A 14,629-nucleotide genomic window follows, 5' to 3' on the forward strand; every position below is an offset into this window, starting at 1 on the left:
TAATTAATGCGATTTAATGCATAAAAATTAGATAAAGTGAGCTTTTATTTTGGCATGCTATATTTTAAAAGGCAAAACACTAATAATAAGGACAAATGGTATCCATTTTCACTCCTTAAAAAAGCCAAAATTTATAGTTATTTGTATTTTAGTTTCTATTTATAAGCAAATTTTTTCGGCAATAATATACTATATTTGCATCCTTAAAATGAAAAGTAAAATGAGCCTTCAAGACACTTTAACAAATCATATAAAACAAGCAATTAATTCTATTTATAAAGTTGCATTAGAAACTGTAGAATTTCAAGCAACTAGAAAAGAGTTTGCTGGAGATATTACTGTTGTAGTTTTTCCTATGTTACGCGTAATAAAAGGAAACCCTATGCAGATTGGTGAAGCTATAGGTAATTATTTGGTTGAAAATGTTGCAAATGTTAAAGCATTTAATGTGGTTAAAGGCTTTTTAAATGTGGAAATTGAAGATGGATATTATAGAGAATTTTTTAATAGCATTAAAACGAATACTACTTTTGGTTTTGTAGCACCTTCTGTAAATGAAAAAGCTGTTATGGTAGAATATTCTTCGCCTAACACAAATAAACCGTTGCATTTAGGTCATGTTCGAAATAACTTATTAGGATATAGTGTTGCCGAAATAATAAAAGCTGCTGGTAAAAAAGTGTACAAAACACAGATTATTAATGACAGAGGTATTCATATTTGTAAAAGTATGTTGGCTTGGCAACGTTTTGGTAATAATGAAACTCCAGAAAGTACTGGCTTAAAAGGGGATAAGTTAGTTGGTAATTATTATGTGAAATTTGATCAAGAATATAAAAAAGAAATTAAAGACTTAATTGCTAAAGGGCAAACCGAAGACGAAGCCAAAAAGAATGCACCAATTTTATTAGAAGCGCAAGAAATGCTCATAAAATGGGAGGCAGGAGATGAAGAAGTGGTTGCGCTTTGGACCAAAATGAATACTTGGGTTTATGACGGTTTTAATATTACTTATAAAAATTTAGGAGTAGATTTTGATACACTTTACTATGAAAGTGAAACCTATTTATTAGGAAAAGAATTTGTTGCCGAAGGTTTGAAAACAGGAGTTTTCTTTAGTAAAGAAGATGGTTCTGTTTGGTGTGACTTAACAGACGATGGTTTAGACGAAAAAATTGTATTGCGTAGTGATGGGACTGCCGTTTATATGACGCAAGATATTGGTACTGCTATACAACGTGTTAAAGACTACCCAGATGTTGGAGGAATGGTTTATACGGTAGGTAACGAGCAAGATTATCACTTTCAAGTGTTGTTTTTAATTCTGAAAAAACTTGGGTTCGATTGGGCTAAAAACCTTTTTCATTTAAGTTATGGAATGGTAGATTTACCTTCTGGAAAAATGAAAAGTAGAGAAGGAACTGTTGTGGATGCCGATGATTTAATCGTAGAAATGGCCACTACTGCAGGAGAAATATCTCAAGAGTTAGGAAAACTGGAAAACTATTCGGAAGCTGAAAAACAAGAGCTTTATAAAACTATCGGTCTTGGTGCATTAAAATATTATATCTTAAAAGTAGATCCTAAAAAACGAATTTTATTCGATCCAAAAAGTTCTATCGATTTTCAAGGTAACACAGGTCCTTTTATTCAATATACATACGCTAGAATACAATCTATTTTGCGTAAGGCAAACTTAGACGATGTTGTTTTATCGAGTACAGTAGAGGTCGCTCTGCACGATAAAGAAAAAGAGCTAGTAAAGCAATTACAATTGTTTCCAGAAGTTATACAAAATGCAGCAGACAATCATAGTCCGGCTTTAATTGCAAATTACACTTATGACTTAGTAAAAGAGTTTAACTCTTTTTACCAAAATGTATCTATTCTAGGAGCTAATACTCAAAATGAAAAAGTGTTTCGAGTACAACTAGCTTACGTAGTAGCAAATACGATTAAGAATGCATTTGGACTATTAGGTGTTCAGGTTCCTGAAAGAATGTAATAAATTGGCGAGAAAGCAAGAACCTAATGTTTTTAGAGTTTTTGTTTTATTGCTGATAAAGGCGTTTTAATATTTTTGTTAGAAAGTTAATATTCCAAATTACTGCAAACCGCGTAAGCCTTCGTAAATAACAATACTTACCGCATTTGCTAAGTTTAAGCTTCTAACATGTTCGCTATATAACGGGATTTTAAAAAGCTTATCTTCATTCTTTTCTGTAAGTGCTTTTGGTAAGCCAGCAGATTCTTTTCCAAAGATCAAAAACATATTGTCTTTAAAGGTAATATCCCAATGCTTCTTTGTACCATGACTAGATAAAAAGACCATATTGGCATCTTTGTTTTTAGAGAGAAAATCGTCAATGTTCTCGTAATAATGAAGATTTAAATGTTGCCAATAATCTAATCCTGCACGTTTTAAACGAGTGTCTGTAATTTCGAAACCAAAAGGTTTTACTAAATGTAAATTAGATCCAGAAGCTAAGGCTAGTCGGCCAATATTTCCGGTATTATTTGGTATTTCGGGTTCTATGAGTACAATGTTAAGTGGCATTTTTTGAAACTAGTTTTAATATAATTAATCGTAAAAGTAATATAAAAGGAAATCCATGTAAAACAAGATCAAACCAGTCCATTGGTTGCATACTACTAGCGCCACCCAATAGCCATTTTATTTTACCAAAAAAATGCGGCTCTGGAAGAAATGGAGCTAAACCTAAAGTAAGGCATAGCATAATAATTATTTTCCAGTCGTTTAGTAGTTTCATGATTTAATTAAGAATATTTTTTACAAAACTGTCTATTTGTGAAACTCCTTTATTGGTTAGATGTTTTATAAATGCGGAACCAATAATTGCTCCTTTTGCATGTGCAGTTGCTTGTATAAATGTTTCATTATTTGAAATACCAAAACCAATAACTTGCGGGTTGTTAAGTTGCATATCTGCAATGCGTTTAAAGTAGTTGGTTTGTTCTTCTCCAAAGCCAGAACTACTACCTGTTACGCTAGCGCTACTTACCATATATATAAAACCATTAGATATAGAATCTATAAAATGAATACGTTCCATACTAGTTTGCGGAGTAATTAGAAATACATTGATTATTCCGTATTTTTCAAAAATAGCTTTGTACTGTTCGTGGTATACATCAACCGGTAAATCCGGAATTATTAATCCGTCAATTCCAATCTCTTGGCATTTTTTACAGAAATCTTCTACACCATATTGCAGCATTGGGTTAAAATACCCCATGATTATTAACGGAATTGAAACTGTTTTACGAATATCTTTTAACTGATCGAAAAGCACTTCGGTAGTCATTCCGTTTTTTAGAGCTTGAGTTGAACTTGCTTGAATGGTTGGTCCATCTGCTAATGGATCACTAAAAGGCAAGCCAATTTCTATCATGTCTACACCACTTTTTTCTAGATTTTGAATAATGGTTGTAGTGTCGTCTAGACTTGGGTAACCAGCTGTGAAATATATAGAAAGTAACTTCTTGTCTTCTTTAAGTTTTGTTGGAATGCGATTCATAATATTTTTTTATTTGTCATTTTGTAAAACAAGGTGACTTGGTGTTCTTTTCGTTTGGGTTTTTATAATAAATGAGGTTGTTGCGTTAAGGATGGAAAGGTTTGTTTGAGCTCATCTTTGATAGCGAGCCTAGACAGCCTGACCCTTGTGGTAACGCCATAATTATTATTTTAAAATTTAAAATAGTCTATATAATTCTGTAAATCTTTATCGCCACGACCCGAAAGACTTAGTACTACTACATCTTCTGGTTGAAACTTTTTTTGCTCGAAAACAGCTAAAGCATGTGAACTCTCAATGGCTGGGATAATCCCTTCTAACTTACATAATTCTAATCCTGCGTTCATGGCTTGGTCATCTGTAATGGCAATAAATTCTGCACGGCCTGTTTTGTATAAATGGGCATGCATTGGGCCAACGCCTGGATAATCTAAGCCTGCAGAAATAGAGTAAGGCTCTGTAATTTGTCCGTCATTAGTTTGCATCAATAAGGTTTTACTACCATGAATAATACCTTCTTTTCCTAATACGGAAGTTGCGGCACTTTCGCCAGAATCTACTCCTAAACCAGCAGCTTCAATAGCAATAAGTTTTACATCTGTATTTTCTAAAAAATGATAATATGCTCCAGCAGCATTACTGCCTCCTCCAACACAAGCGACTACATAATCTGGATTGGTTTTACCTTCGTGTTCTTGTAGTTGCCATTGTATTTCTTCGGAAACGACTGCTTGAAAACGGGCAACCATGTCTGGATAGGGGTGTGGTCCTACGACACTTCCAATAATATAATGCGTGTCTACGGGGTTGTTAATCCAATCTCTTATCGCTTCGTTTGTTGCGTCTTTAAGTGTGCGGCTTCCGGATAATGCAGGAACTACAGTTGCGCCCAACATTTTCATTCTTGCAACATTAGGTGCTTGTCTGGCAATATCGATTTCACCCATATAAACAATACACTCTAGACCCATTAAAGCACAAACGGTTGCTGTGGCAACACCATGTTGTCCTGCACCAGTTTCGGCAATAATTCTATGTTTTCCTAAGCGTTTTGCCATTAAAATCTGACCAATAGTATTGTTGATTTTATGCGCTCCTGTATGATTTAAATCTTCACGTTTTAAATATACTTTCGTATTGTATTTTTTAGAAAGACGTTTGGCAAAATAGAGTGGAGAAGGTCTACCAACATAATCTTTTAAAAGTTGATTAAACTCTTTTTGAAATTCTGGTTCTGCCATCACCTTTAAATAGTTTTGACGTAACTCTTCTACATTTGGATACAACATTTCTGGAATGTATGCACCTCCAAATTCGCCGTAGTATCCTTTTTCGTTGATGTTATAATTCATGTTTTAAAATATTGTATCTCTAACGGATATAGTTGTTAATAGCCAATTGGTGTTTGAATTCTTTTAGTTTACGAAGGTCTTTTATTCCCGGTGAATTTTCAAATTTGCTATTTAAATCGAGTGTACAACATAAATCAGATTCTGGACGCTTTAGAAATAGTAGTAATGCATCTATTTCGTCTGGACCAATTCCTCCGCTTAAAAAATATGGTTTTTTGGAAGGGTATTTTTTAAATACATTCCAATTAAAAGGATATCCATTTCCTCCAGGTTCTTTTCCTTTAGTATCAAAAAGAAAATATTTGCAAACATCTTCATAGGCTTCTAAGACACTAAAATCGAATTGATTTTTTACAGAAAAGACTTTGATAACTATTACGTCATATTCCTTTAACTGTTCGCAAAATTCTGGAGATTCATTTCCGTGTAATTGCACGCCTTGTAAATTATAAGTTTCTATTTTATCTACAATATAATTAAGTGAAGCATTTACAAAAACGCCTATTTTTTCAATGCTTTCCGGTATTTCTGGGATTTCTGTATTTAAGAATCTTGGTGATTTTTCATAAAATATAAAACCAAGATAGTCTGGTTGTATTTCTGCAACATCTAAAATGTTGTTTTCGGATTTCATTCCGCATATTTTTAGTTTCATTGAAAATCTTATTTTCATTTCCGTGAAAACGGAAATCTTATTCATACTTAGTTTTATATAGAATGGATTCCGCATCAAGTACGGAATGACAAACTTATTTGTTTAAATTATTTATAAATGTCTTAGCACTTTTACCTGCGTTTTCTGTTTTCATAAAGTTCTCACCTATTAAAAAACCTTTGTAGCCATAAGGTTGTAATTGTTTAATAGCATCTACAGAGCTAATACCACTTTCTGATACTTTTACAAAGTCGTTAGGAATTTGTTCACTTAGCAATTTACTGGTTTCAAGGTTGACTTCAAATGTTTTTAAATTTCTATTATTTACACCTAACATGTCTAAGCTTGGCATGATCGATTTTTGTAATTCTTCTACATTATGTACTTCTAAAAGGACATCTAAAGATAAGCTTTTTGCAAATTCTGAAAATTGCTTAATTTCTTTTTTTGAAAGAATGGCAGCTATTAATAAAATAACATCTGCTCCATAAGCTTTGGCTTCTAAAATTTGATACATATCGATGATAAATTCTTTACGAAGTAACGGTAAATTACAACTTGCTCTTGCTGTAAGTAAATCGTCTAAGCTTCCTCCAAAATATTTGCCATCTGTTAAAACAGACATGCCACAAACTCCTGCGTTTTCATATCCTTTTGCTACATCAAAAACGTTTAAATCATGGTTTATTACTTGTTTGGAGGGCGAACGGCGTTTGTGTTCTGCAATGATTCCTGTGGTACTATTTTTTAATTTGCTTGCTAAGGAAATGGTTTGCCTTTTAAACAAAATAGATTGTTCTAATTGTTTGGTTGGTACGAGTTGCTTTCGAAGGTTTACTTCGATGCGTTTGTCGTTTGTTATTTTTGTTAATATGTCCATTTATTAGTATTCAGTATTTGTTTTTCAGTGTTCCGTATAAGTAGGAATAGGGAACACAGACTGCGAGCAGTGAAAAGTTATTTGCTTAATTCTATTAATGCATCTAAACTCTTTTTTGCTTTTCCGCTTAATAACGATTCTTTAGCTTGTTCAAATCCTGTTTTATGATCTATTTGTTTTGCAGTAGCAATTGCTAAACCTGCATTTGCACAAACCACATTGTTTTGAGCTTCAGTTCCTTTTCCTTTTATAACATTTAAAAATATTTTAGCGGAAGATTTAACTGTTTTTCCTCCAAAAATATCGCTTTGATTTATTTGTTCGACGTTTAAATCTTTTGGTCTTAACATGGTTTCTGAAGCATTTGAAATAATTTTAGTATTTCCCGTTAAAGAAATTTCATCATAACCATCTAATGCATGTACAATACTATAGTTTTTGTCTGTTTCTTGGTATAAATAGCCATAAAGACGCTGTAATTCTAAATTAAAAACACCTACTAATTGGTTTTTAGGAAACGATGGATTTACCATTGGTCCTAACATGTTAAAGAAGGTTTTAACACCAAGTTCTTTACGAATTGGAGCAACGTTTTTCATTGCAGGATGAAATAAAGGAGCATGTAAAACACAAATTCCTGCTTCTTCAATAGACTGTTTTAAGAAGTTTTCTTTATTTGAAAATCTTATCCCTATAGCTTCCATTACATTAGAAGACCCAGAAGCAGATGACACACCGTAATTACCATGTTTCGCAACGTGAACTCCAGCTCCAGCTGTTACAAAGGATGCTAAGGTTGAAATGTTGAAAGTGTTTTTTCCGTCTCCACCAGTACCACATAAATCGATAGCATTATAGTTTGATAAGTTTATAGGAATACATAACTCTAATAATGCATCTCTAAAACCTTTTAATTCTTCAAGAGTAATGCTTCGCATCATATAAACGGTTAAAAAAGATGCGATTTGACTTTGGTTATAATCGCCTTTAGAGATGTTAACTAAAACCTGTTTCGCCTCTTCTGTAGAGATGTTTTCATGGTTTATTAGTCTGTTTAGTATTTGTTTCATTGATAAATTTTTATTTATCATTTCCGCGAAGGCGGAAATCTTTTAAATTGAATTTGTGTTACTTTATTTTCGTCAGTTCGAGTGAAATTGAATTTGCTACAATTTTATATCTAGAACTTTGGATTTCTTCTCGATACTATTTTTTATTTCAAAATTCATAGGAGTAAGTACTACTTACTACATCCGAAAATCGCTTACTAATTATTCACCCAATTCTCTAATATTTTTTTTCCGTTTGGTGTTAAAACAGATTCTGGATGGTATTGCACACCACGTACATCATATATTTTGTGACGAAGCGACATGATTTGTCCGTTTTCATCAAAGGAAGTAGCTTCTAATGTTTCAGGTAAATTTGTATCTACAACCCAAGAATGATATCTGCCAACGTGGAATACCTTTTCTAATCCTTTAAATAGGGATTCATCATTTACGGTTATTTTTACTTCCGTAGCAACTCCGTGAAAAACATTATCAAGGTTAATTAAAGAACCTCCAAAGACCTCACCAATGGCTTGTTGGCCTAAGCAGACACCTAGAATGCTTTTTGTAGGCGCATAGGTTTTAATGATGTCTTTTAATAAACCGGCTTCTTCTGGAATTCCAGGCCCAGGAGAAAGTACAATTTTGTTATATGCATCCACTTCTTCTATCGTAAGTTTGTCGTTTCGTTTTACCGTTACTTCACAATTTAAATCTTCTAAATAGTGTACTAAATTGTAGGTAAAGCTATCGTAGTTATCTATTACTAATACTTTTATTTTCATCTGTCAATTCTTTCTGCTAATTCTATAGCTTTAGTTAATGCGCCTAGTTTATTATATACTTCTTGTAATTCGTTTTCTGCACTGGATTTAGAAACTATTCCAGCGCCTGCTTGCCAATGTAATTCGTGGTCTTTACTTAAGAAAGTTCGAATCATAATTGCATGGTTAAAATTACCTTCAAAATCCATAAAGCCTATGGCTCCACCGTAGAAAGCTCGACTAGTTTTTTCATATTTTTCAATAAGTTGCATGGCTTTGTGTTTTGGAGCACCACTTAATGTTCCTGCAGGAAAAGTATCTGCAACCACTTGCATGGTAGAAACATGGTCGTGTTTTTTACCAATTACTTTACTTACTAAATGAATAACGTGAGAAAAAAATTGTACTTCTCTGTAGGTTTCTACTTTTACTTGGCTTCCGTTTCTACTTAAATCATTTCTAGCTAAATCGACTAGCATCACATGTTCTGCGTTTTCTTTATCATCTATAGCTAGTTTTTTTGCTAGTTCTGCATCTTTTTCATCGTTTCCAGTACGTTTAAAAGTTCCAGCAATTGGGTGTATTTCAGCTTTACCATTAGAAACGATTAATTGTGCTTCTGGCGAGCTTCCAAAAATTTTAAAGTCGCCATAATCAAAATAAAACAAGTAAGGGGAAGGGTTAACGTTTCGTAAAGCGCGATATACATTAAATTCATCACCTTTATATTTTTGTGAGAATTTTTTAGATAGTACCAATTGAAAAACATCTCCTCTTGCACAATGCTTTTTAGCTAATTCTACATGCGATTTATATTCTTCGTCGCTAAGGTTTGATGTGATTTCTCCATTTTTTGAAAACTTATAAGAAGCAAAATTCTTTGCCTTTATAAGTTGAAGAATTTCATTTATGTTATTTTGATTGTTATCAAAACAGTGCGCAAAAATATAAGCTTCGTTTTTATGATGATTGATAGCTATTATGTTTTGATAAACGGCATAATAGATCTCTGGAATTTCAATGGAGTTTTCTTTTTTTGAAATCTCTACATCTTCAAAATACTTTACAGCATCATAAGCTGTATAGCCAAAAATACCATTGTTTATAAATTTGAAATTTTCTTCAGAATTTACTTTAAAACGCTGTGTGAATTTGTGTATTTCTTCGGTTAAAGAAATGTTTTTTGTGTAGTTTTTTTTGAAACTTCCGTCTGGGAAATATTGTTCTATTTCGTTATTTTCTACTTTAATAGAAGCAATTGGGTTGAAACATATATAAGAGAAACTATTATCGTTGGCATGATAATCACTACTCTCTAATAAAATACTGTTAGGATATTTATCTCTTATTTTTAAGTAAATGCTAACAGGAGTAATTGTATCTGCTAATATTTTTTTATAATGTGTATAAAGACTGAATGTTTTCATTGCTGTTATAAATTAAAAAAAGGCTTGTCGTGAATGACAAGCCTTTTTTGATATTTTTAGTTAAATATACGGAATAGGATTAGTTCACGAATGTTGCGTTTCGAGAATTCCACCACCAAGTATTATTTAAAATTGTGTTCAATTGTTCTTAATTTATTTCAAAGATATAAATCTAAATATAAACTGGCAATCTTTTATAAAAAAAAACTACCATTTTCATGGTAGTTTGTGTTGTTACTAGTTTGTAAAGAGAAAATTGTTAGCTATTAATCGAATCTTAACTAGTAATATTAGTGTTTATGTCTAAGTTAAATAAAATTTTTTGATTTTTAATGGTTTTAAAGAAGTATAAAAATCAAATTAAAGTTTTGTTAAACAAGTCTTACACTTATTATATAATGTATAATTTTATAGTTATGGATTTAAGAATTTTATTTATTGTATTTTTTGTGGTGGTTAGTTGTAAGCAAGAAAGCAAAGTTCAAGAGGTTTCTTCCAATCTAGTGCATGAAAATGCTTTAAAGGAAAAGCCTAATGTGGATGTGTATAATTTTGATGCATTTGAAAAGTTTTTAAATAGTACAGACGATAAAGTTTATGTTATTAATTTCTGGGCAACTTGGTGTGCACCTTGCATTAAAGAATTGCCACATTTTGAAGAAATAAATAAAACCTATAAGGATAAAAATGTAGAGGTACTGTTGGTTAGTTTAGATTTTCCGAAACAGTATGAGAAAAAACTAATACCTTTTATAGAAAAGCATCAATTGCAATCTAAAGTTGTTGCATTAAATGATCCAGATTCTAATACATGGATTCCAAAAGTGAGTGAAGCATGGTCTGGTGCTTTGCCAGCAACTATTATTTACAATAAAGACAAACGTGAATTTTACGAAAAATCTTTCAGTTACGAAGAACTGAAAATGGAAGTTAATAAATTTATTAAATAAAAAAACGATTATGAAAAAGTCAATTAAAATAGTTTCTGCATTAGCAATTGTATTGCTTGTAAGTGCATTTACTCTAAACAAAAAAAATGTAAATTCTGGATATCAAGTTGGAGATATTGCAACAGATTTTTCTTTAAAAAACATAGATGGCAAGATGGTATCTTTAGCAGATTTTAAAGAAGCAAAAGGTTTTATTGTTGTTTTTACTTGTAATACTTGTCCTTATGCTGTTGCATATGAAGATCGCGTAGAAGCATTAAATAAAAAATATGCAGGAAAAGGGTATCCTGTAATAGCAATTATGCCCAATAATACTGATGTGAAGCCAGGAGATAATTTAGAAGCTATGCAAGCTAGAGCAAAAGCAAAAGGATTTACATTTCCTTATTTAAAGGATGAAGGGCAAAAAATATATCCAGAATATGGAGCAACAAAAACGCCACATGTTTATCTTTTACAGAAAACCAAAAAAGGAAATCAAGTAAAGTATATTGGAGCAATAGACGATAATTACCAAGACGAAGCTGCAGTAACTAAAAAGTACGTTGAAAATGCAGTAGATGCTTTATTAGCTGGTAAAGAAATTCAAGAGAAAGAAACAAGAGCAATAGGATGTTCTATTAAAGTGTAAATTGCATATAAAGTTTATAAAAAAAAACCGAAGTAGTAATACTTCGGTTTTTTTTTCGTCTACTAACTAAAGAAATCCTAATTTTGTAAAAAAAAATAAGAATGGCAGATTTAACACAACAACAATGGCAAGAAGAATTATTGCAAGATGAAAATGCAGTAATATTAGATGTTAGAACAGAAGATGAAGCAGCAGAAGGTATTATACCTAATGCAACTGTAATAGATATTTATAAGCCGCAAGAATTTATGAGTACCGTAGAAGCGTTAGACAAAACCAAAACCTTTTATGTATATTGTAGATCTGGAGGGCGTAGTGCTCAAGCTTGTGCAATTATGAATCAACTAGGATTTGAAAACACAAAAAATCTATTAGGTGGATTTAGCGAGTGGACTGGAGAAGTAGCTAACTAATTTAAAGAACCATGAAACATTTATCGATAGTATTATTTGCAGTATTAACACTAATTATTGTTAGCTGTAAGGAAGAAAATTCAGGCGTAATACAAGTAGTTTCTACTCAAGAAATGCAAACGCTTTTAAAAATGGATCAAGTACAATTGGTAGATGTAAGAACTCCAAAAGAGTTTAAAACTGGTTATATTGAAACAGCTCAAAATATAGACTTTTACTCGCCAACTTTTGATGCAGATATATTAAAATTAGATAAAAGAAAGCCTGTTTTGCTGTATTGTAAATCAGGAGGTAGAAGTGCTAAATGCGCAAAAAAACTTGAAGAAGCTGGTTTTACAAAAATATATGACTTAGAGGGTGGAATTTCTAGGTGGAAACATGAAGGGTTAGCTATTCAATAAAAAAAACCTCTCCAATTGGAGAGGCTTTTTTTAAAACTAATATCAATATTTTCTCACGCAGAATTATTGGGAATAAAAAGATTCGAGTTTTTCTACCATTTTTGTACTTCCACAAAAGAAAGGAATGCGTTGGTGTATTTCAGATGGTACAATATCCATAATACGGTTATATCCATCACTTGCTTTTCCGTTAGCTTGTTCTGTTAAAAAAGCAATTGGATTAGCTTCATAAAGTAGTCTTAGTTTGCCTTTCTTGTTTTTTGTATCATTAGGATACATATAGATACCGCCCTTTAGCATATTTCGATGAAAATCGGATACCATAGAACCAATATATCTTAAACTATATGGACGACTCCCTTCTTCTTGTTGACAGTATTTTACATAATTTTTTACACCTTTTGGAAAATGTACATAATTTCCTAAGTTAACAGAGTAAATACTTCCAGATTCAGGTATTTTTATGTTTGGGTGCGATAAATAATAAGACCCAAGAGCAGGATTTATAGTAAAACCGTTTACTCCATTTCCTGTGGTATAGACTAACATGGTTGAGGTTCCGTAAACAATATAACCAGCAGCCACTTGAGCTGAACCTGGTTGTAAAAAATCTTTAAGTTCTACTGGTGTGCCTATTGGTGTTATCCTTCTGAAAATAGAAAAAATAGTACCAACAGATACGTTTACATCTATATTTGAAGAACCATCTAAAGGATCCATTAAAACAACATATTTTCCATTATTAGAGCTGTCACTACCATGTATAGTAATAAATTCTTCTACTTCTTCAGATACTATTCCACAGGCAATATCTCTGTTTTTTATGGCTTGAATAAATTTGTCATTCGCAAAAACATCTAATTTTTGTTGGCTTTCTCCTTGTACATTGACTTCGCCAGCACCACCAATAATATCAACTAATCCTGCTTTGTTGACTTCGTGATTCACCATTTTTCCAGCTAATCGTAAGCCGTTTAATAATTTAGATAGTTCGCCAGTTGCATAAGGAAAAGAAGATTCATTTTCAATAATAAATTCACCTAGAGTTATAAGTTTTTTCATAATTTCTATAGTGTTTTTTATATGTTCAAATAACCTTTCATTAATAATGCTGCACCTAAAGCACTTGCATTTTGTCCTTTTGGAAATTGAATTTTTTGCCCTGGCATCATTTGATGTAGATATTCTACAAATATGTCATTTCTATTAAATCCACCAGAAATATAAACATCTTTAAGGTTATTGTTAGCATCTAATATACGGTTAATTCCTTCATGCACACGTTGTGAAATTTCGAAAATAAGTTGATAATAGGCGTGTTCGTAGCTTTCAAAGTTTTTAAGTTGTGTTAAATCGCCTTTAAAATCTTTGGCAATTTCTTTAGGGAAAAATAAATGTTTGTTTTTATGTAAAATTCTAGTGCACAATGGTTTATTGAGTGATAATTCTAAATAATGATTTTTTTCTGCACCAAAGAATTCACTAAGTGCAATAGCATTAACTTCATGCACACGACCTAAAAACTGCATGGATGATTTTATTTGCTTTTTATCTGGAGTCATAAAACAAAGGCAATCGTTTTTTAATTGATTGGTTGTAAGTGTTTCTTTACTAAATGGATTCATACAAATAATCCAGGTGCCAGTAGATAGTAATATAAATTCGTTATCTGAATTTTCGTTTTCTTCTAACAAAGGAATAATAGATGAGGAGCTATCATGAAGTCCTTTTCCTATAGCTATTTCTTGTCCATTTACAGAAGCTAATGCAGCATTTTTTCCAGGTTTTGGTTCTGGTAATGTGATGCCTTCTTTTGCCAACCAATCGTGGTATTGCATAGTATCGAAATCCCAAATAGCAGTATGTGCACCAACAGAAGTAAAGTCGGCAGTAATTTTATTAGAAAACAAATAACTAAGATATTGTGGGTAGTGTAAAATGGTTTTTACTTTATTCCAATACTGTGGTTTACTTTGTTTTAGCCAATACATTTGTAACCCCGAATTTAGCATGCCATAAGCAGGTGATGCTGTTTTTCTTGAAAATTCTGCAACACCACTATTCTTTTTATATAAAGGTTCAAAATCAATTTCTAAAGGTTTTAAATAATTGTAAAGTGGTGTAATTCTTTGTCCTGCTTCATCTAAATATACCAAGGTAGCACCATGTGTAGAAAAGTTAATGGCCTTAATGTTAAACTCCTTTTTTTCTTGAATGGTTTTAATTTCAGATTGTATCCATTTTTCAATCGCATCAATGTCATCACACGGGTAATTATCATCATCCATACATTCTTCAAAACGAACAGAATTTTTATAAACAACATTAAAATCTTTGTCAAATAAAAAGAGTTTTTTATTTGTTTTACCCATATCAAAAACGGCTATGACTTTTTTCATAAGTTTAGTGTTTTATATTCGGATTGCTTTAACTCGGTTATAACAAGTTTTGGCATCCATGTAATCCTTGTTTGATTATATATTTTGGTTGCAGATAGTATTGTAATTATTTGAATTCAAAAGAAAAAGTGTTCCCTTTAATTATATCTATAAGGAAAGGGAAAAC

Annotated in this window: 16 protein-coding genes; 5 read left to right on the forward strand and 11 right to left on the reverse strand. The window is 31.8% G+C overall.

The window, feature by feature from the left end; translation table 11 throughout:
- The first annotated feature begins 220 nt into the window (after positions 1 to 220).
- Complete coding sequence (gene argS, locus Q4512_RS13310; protein WP_303425558.1) at positions 221 to 2,005, forward strand: arginine--tRNA ligase; 1,785 nt, start codon at positions 221 to 223, stop codon at positions 2,003 to 2,005.
- Between the two features lie 99 nt (positions 2,006 to 2,104).
- Here argS and Q4512_RS13315 read toward each other — a convergent pair whose 3' ends face one another.
- From Q4512_RS13315 to Q4512_RS13355, 9 genes are all read right to left on the reverse strand, one after another.
- Positions 2,105 to 2,557, reverse strand: coding sequence for a tRNA (cytidine(34)-2'-O)-methyltransferase (locus Q4512_RS13315; protein ID WP_303425559.1), 453 nt, complete (start codon positions 2,555 to 2,557; stop codon positions 2,105 to 2,107).
- The gene (locus Q4512_RS13320) at positions 2,547 to 2,771 is read right to left on the reverse strand and encodes a hypothetical protein (protein ID WP_303425560.1); all 225 of its coding nucleotides are present in this window, start codon (positions 2,769 to 2,771) and stop codon (positions 2,547 to 2,549) included. The genes Q4512_RS13315 and Q4512_RS13320 overlap by 11 nt, the downstream gene beginning before the upstream one ends.
- 3 nt (positions 2,772 to 2,774) lie before the next feature.
- Complete coding sequence (gene trpA, locus Q4512_RS13325; RefSeq protein ID WP_303425562.1) at positions 2,775 to 3,539, reverse strand: tryptophan synthase subunit alpha; 765 nt, start codon at positions 3,537 to 3,539, stop codon at positions 2,775 to 2,777.
- Positions 3,540 to 3,709: 170 nt separating this feature from the next.
- On the reverse strand, positions 3,710 to 4,891 hold the full coding sequence (trpB, locus tag Q4512_RS13330) for a tryptophan synthase subunit beta (RefSeq protein WP_303425564.1): 1,182 nt from the start codon (positions 4,889 to 4,891) through the stop codon (positions 3,710 to 3,712).
- Positions 4,892 to 4,910: 19 nt separating this feature from the next.
- Entirely contained in the window at positions 4,911 to 5,546 is a 636-nt protein-coding gene (locus Q4512_RS13335) for a phosphoribosylanthranilate isomerase (RefSeq protein ID WP_303425565.1), read from the reverse strand.
- Positions 5,547 to 5,640: 94 nt separating this feature from the next.
- Positions 5,641 to 6,426, reverse strand: a complete 786-nt coding sequence (gene trpC / locus Q4512_RS13340) for an indole-3-glycerol phosphate synthase TrpC (protein ID WP_303425567.1) — start codon at positions 6,424 to 6,426, stop codon at positions 5,641 to 5,643.
- 77 nt (positions 6,427 to 6,503) lie between these two features.
- Positions 6,504 to 7,496, reverse strand: a complete 993-nt coding sequence (trpD, locus tag Q4512_RS13345) for an anthranilate phosphoribosyltransferase (protein WP_303425568.1) — start codon at positions 7,494 to 7,496, stop codon at positions 6,504 to 6,506.
- 197 nt (positions 7,497 to 7,693) lie between these two features.
- On the reverse strand, positions 7,694 to 8,263 hold the full coding sequence (locus Q4512_RS13350) for an aminodeoxychorismate/anthranilate synthase component II (RefSeq protein WP_303425570.1): 570 nt from the start codon (positions 8,261 to 8,263) through the stop codon (positions 7,694 to 7,696).
- Positions 8,260 to 9,669: an anthranilate synthase component I family protein gene (locus Q4512_RS13355; protein ID WP_303425572.1), complete on the reverse strand. Its 1,410-nt coding sequence runs from the start codon at positions 9,667 to 9,669 to the stop codon at positions 8,260 to 8,262. Before Q4512_RS13355 ends, Q4512_RS13350 begins: the two co-directional genes overlap by 4 nt.
- Before the next feature lie 416 nt (positions 9,670 to 10,085).
- Here Q4512_RS13355 and Q4512_RS13360 point away from each other — a divergent pair, with 416 nt between their 5' ends.
- The 4 genes from Q4512_RS13360 (at position 10,086) to Q4512_RS13375 (ending at position 12,064) form a co-directional block, all read left to right on the forward strand.
- Positions 10,086 to 10,619, forward strand: coding sequence for a TlpA disulfide reductase family protein (locus Q4512_RS13360; RefSeq protein WP_303425573.1), 534 nt, complete (start codon positions 10,086 to 10,088; stop codon positions 10,617 to 10,619).
- Between the two features lie 10 nt (positions 10,620 to 10,629).
- A complete protein-coding gene (locus tag Q4512_RS13365; protein WP_303425574.1) occupies positions 10,630 to 11,250 on the forward strand; it encodes a thioredoxin family protein in 621 nt (206 codons plus the stop codon).
- A gap of 101 nt (positions 11,251 to 11,351) precedes the next feature.
- Positions 11,352 to 11,663: a rhodanese-like domain-containing protein gene (locus Q4512_RS13370; RefSeq protein WP_303425575.1), complete on the forward strand. Its 312-nt coding sequence runs from the start codon at positions 11,352 to 11,354 to the stop codon at positions 11,661 to 11,663.
- Between the two features lie 11 nt (positions 11,664 to 11,674).
- Complete coding sequence (locus Q4512_RS13375; protein WP_303425576.1) at positions 11,675 to 12,064, forward strand: rhodanese-like domain-containing protein; 390 nt, start codon at positions 11,675 to 11,677, stop codon at positions 12,062 to 12,064.
- Positions 12,065 to 12,127: 63 nt separating this feature from the next.
- On the opposite strand, the gene fbp is transcribed toward Q4512_RS13375, so the two are convergent.
- On the reverse strand, positions 12,128 to 13,126 hold the full coding sequence (gene fbp / locus Q4512_RS13380; protein ID WP_407941821.1) for a class 1 fructose-bisphosphatase: 999 nt from the start codon (positions 13,124 to 13,126) through the stop codon (positions 12,128 to 12,130).
- A 17-nt stretch (positions 13,127 to 13,143) separates the two neighbouring features.
- On the reverse strand, positions 13,144 to 14,463 hold the full coding sequence (locus Q4512_RS13385; RefSeq protein WP_303425578.1) for an FGGY family carbohydrate kinase: 1,320 nt from the start codon (positions 14,461 to 14,463) through the stop codon (positions 13,144 to 13,146).
- Positions 14,464 to 14,629 lie beyond the last annotated feature (166 nt).

This window comes from Oceanihabitans sp. 2_MG-2023, from assembly GCF_030547245.1.
Lineage (GTDB): Bacteria > Bacteroidota > Bacteroidia > Flavobacteriales > Flavobacteriaceae > Oceanihabitans.

Bases quoted from the DNA above. Each gene is read 5' to 3' on its own strand.
- argS (WP_303425558.1), top strand. From the start codon at position 221: ATGAGCCTTCAAGACACTTTAACAAATCATATAAAACAAGCAATTAAT.
- Q4512_RS13315 (WP_303425559.1), bottom strand. From the start codon at position 2,557: ATGCCACTTAACATTGTACTCATAGAACCCGAAATACCAAATAATACC.
- Q4512_RS13320 (WP_303425560.1), bottom strand. From the start codon at position 2,771: ATGAAACTACTAAACGACTGGAAAATAATTATTATGCTATGCCTTACT.
- trpA (WP_303425562.1), bottom strand. From the start codon at position 3,539: ATGAATCGCATTCCAACAAAACTTAAAGAAGACAAGAAGTTACTTTCT.
- trpB (WP_303425564.1), bottom strand. From the start codon at position 4,891: ATGAATTATAACATCAACGAAAAAGGATACTACGGCGAATTTGGAGGT.
- Q4512_RS13335 (WP_303425565.1), bottom strand. From the start codon at position 5,546: ATGAAACTAAAAATATGCGGAATGAAATCCGAAAACAACATTTTAGAT.
- trpC (WP_303425567.1), bottom strand. From the start codon at position 6,426: ATGGACATATTAACAAAAATAACAAACGACAAACGCATCGAAGTAAAC.
- trpD (WP_303425568.1), bottom strand. From the start codon at position 7,496: ATGAAACAAATACTAAACAGACTAATAAACCATGAAAACATCTCTACA.
- Q4512_RS13350 (WP_303425570.1), bottom strand. From the start codon at position 8,263: ATGAAAATAAAAGTATTAGTAATAGATAACTACGATAGCTTTACCTAC.
- Q4512_RS13355 (WP_303425572.1), bottom strand. From the start codon at position 9,669: ATGAAAACATTCAGTCTTTATACACATTATAAAAAAATATTAGCAGAT.
- Q4512_RS13360 (WP_303425573.1), top strand. From the start codon at position 10,086: ATGGATTTAAGAATTTTATTTATTGTATTTTTTGTGGTGGTTAGTTGT.
- Q4512_RS13365 (WP_303425574.1), top strand. From the start codon at position 10,630: ATGAAAAAGTCAATTAAAATAGTTTCTGCATTAGCAATTGTATTGCTT.
- Q4512_RS13370 (WP_303425575.1), top strand. From the start codon at position 11,352: ATGGCAGATTTAACACAACAACAATGGCAAGAAGAATTATTGCAAGAT.
- Q4512_RS13375 (WP_303425576.1), top strand. From the start codon at position 11,675: ATGAAACATTTATCGATAGTATTATTTGCAGTATTAACACTAATTATT.
- fbp (WP_407941821.1), bottom strand. From the start codon at position 13,126: ATGAAAAAACTTATAACTCTAGGTGAATTTATTATTGAAAATGAATCT.
- Q4512_RS13385 (WP_303425578.1), bottom strand. From the start codon at position 14,463: ATGAAAAAAGTCATAGCCGTTTTTGATATGGGTAAAACAAATAAAAAA.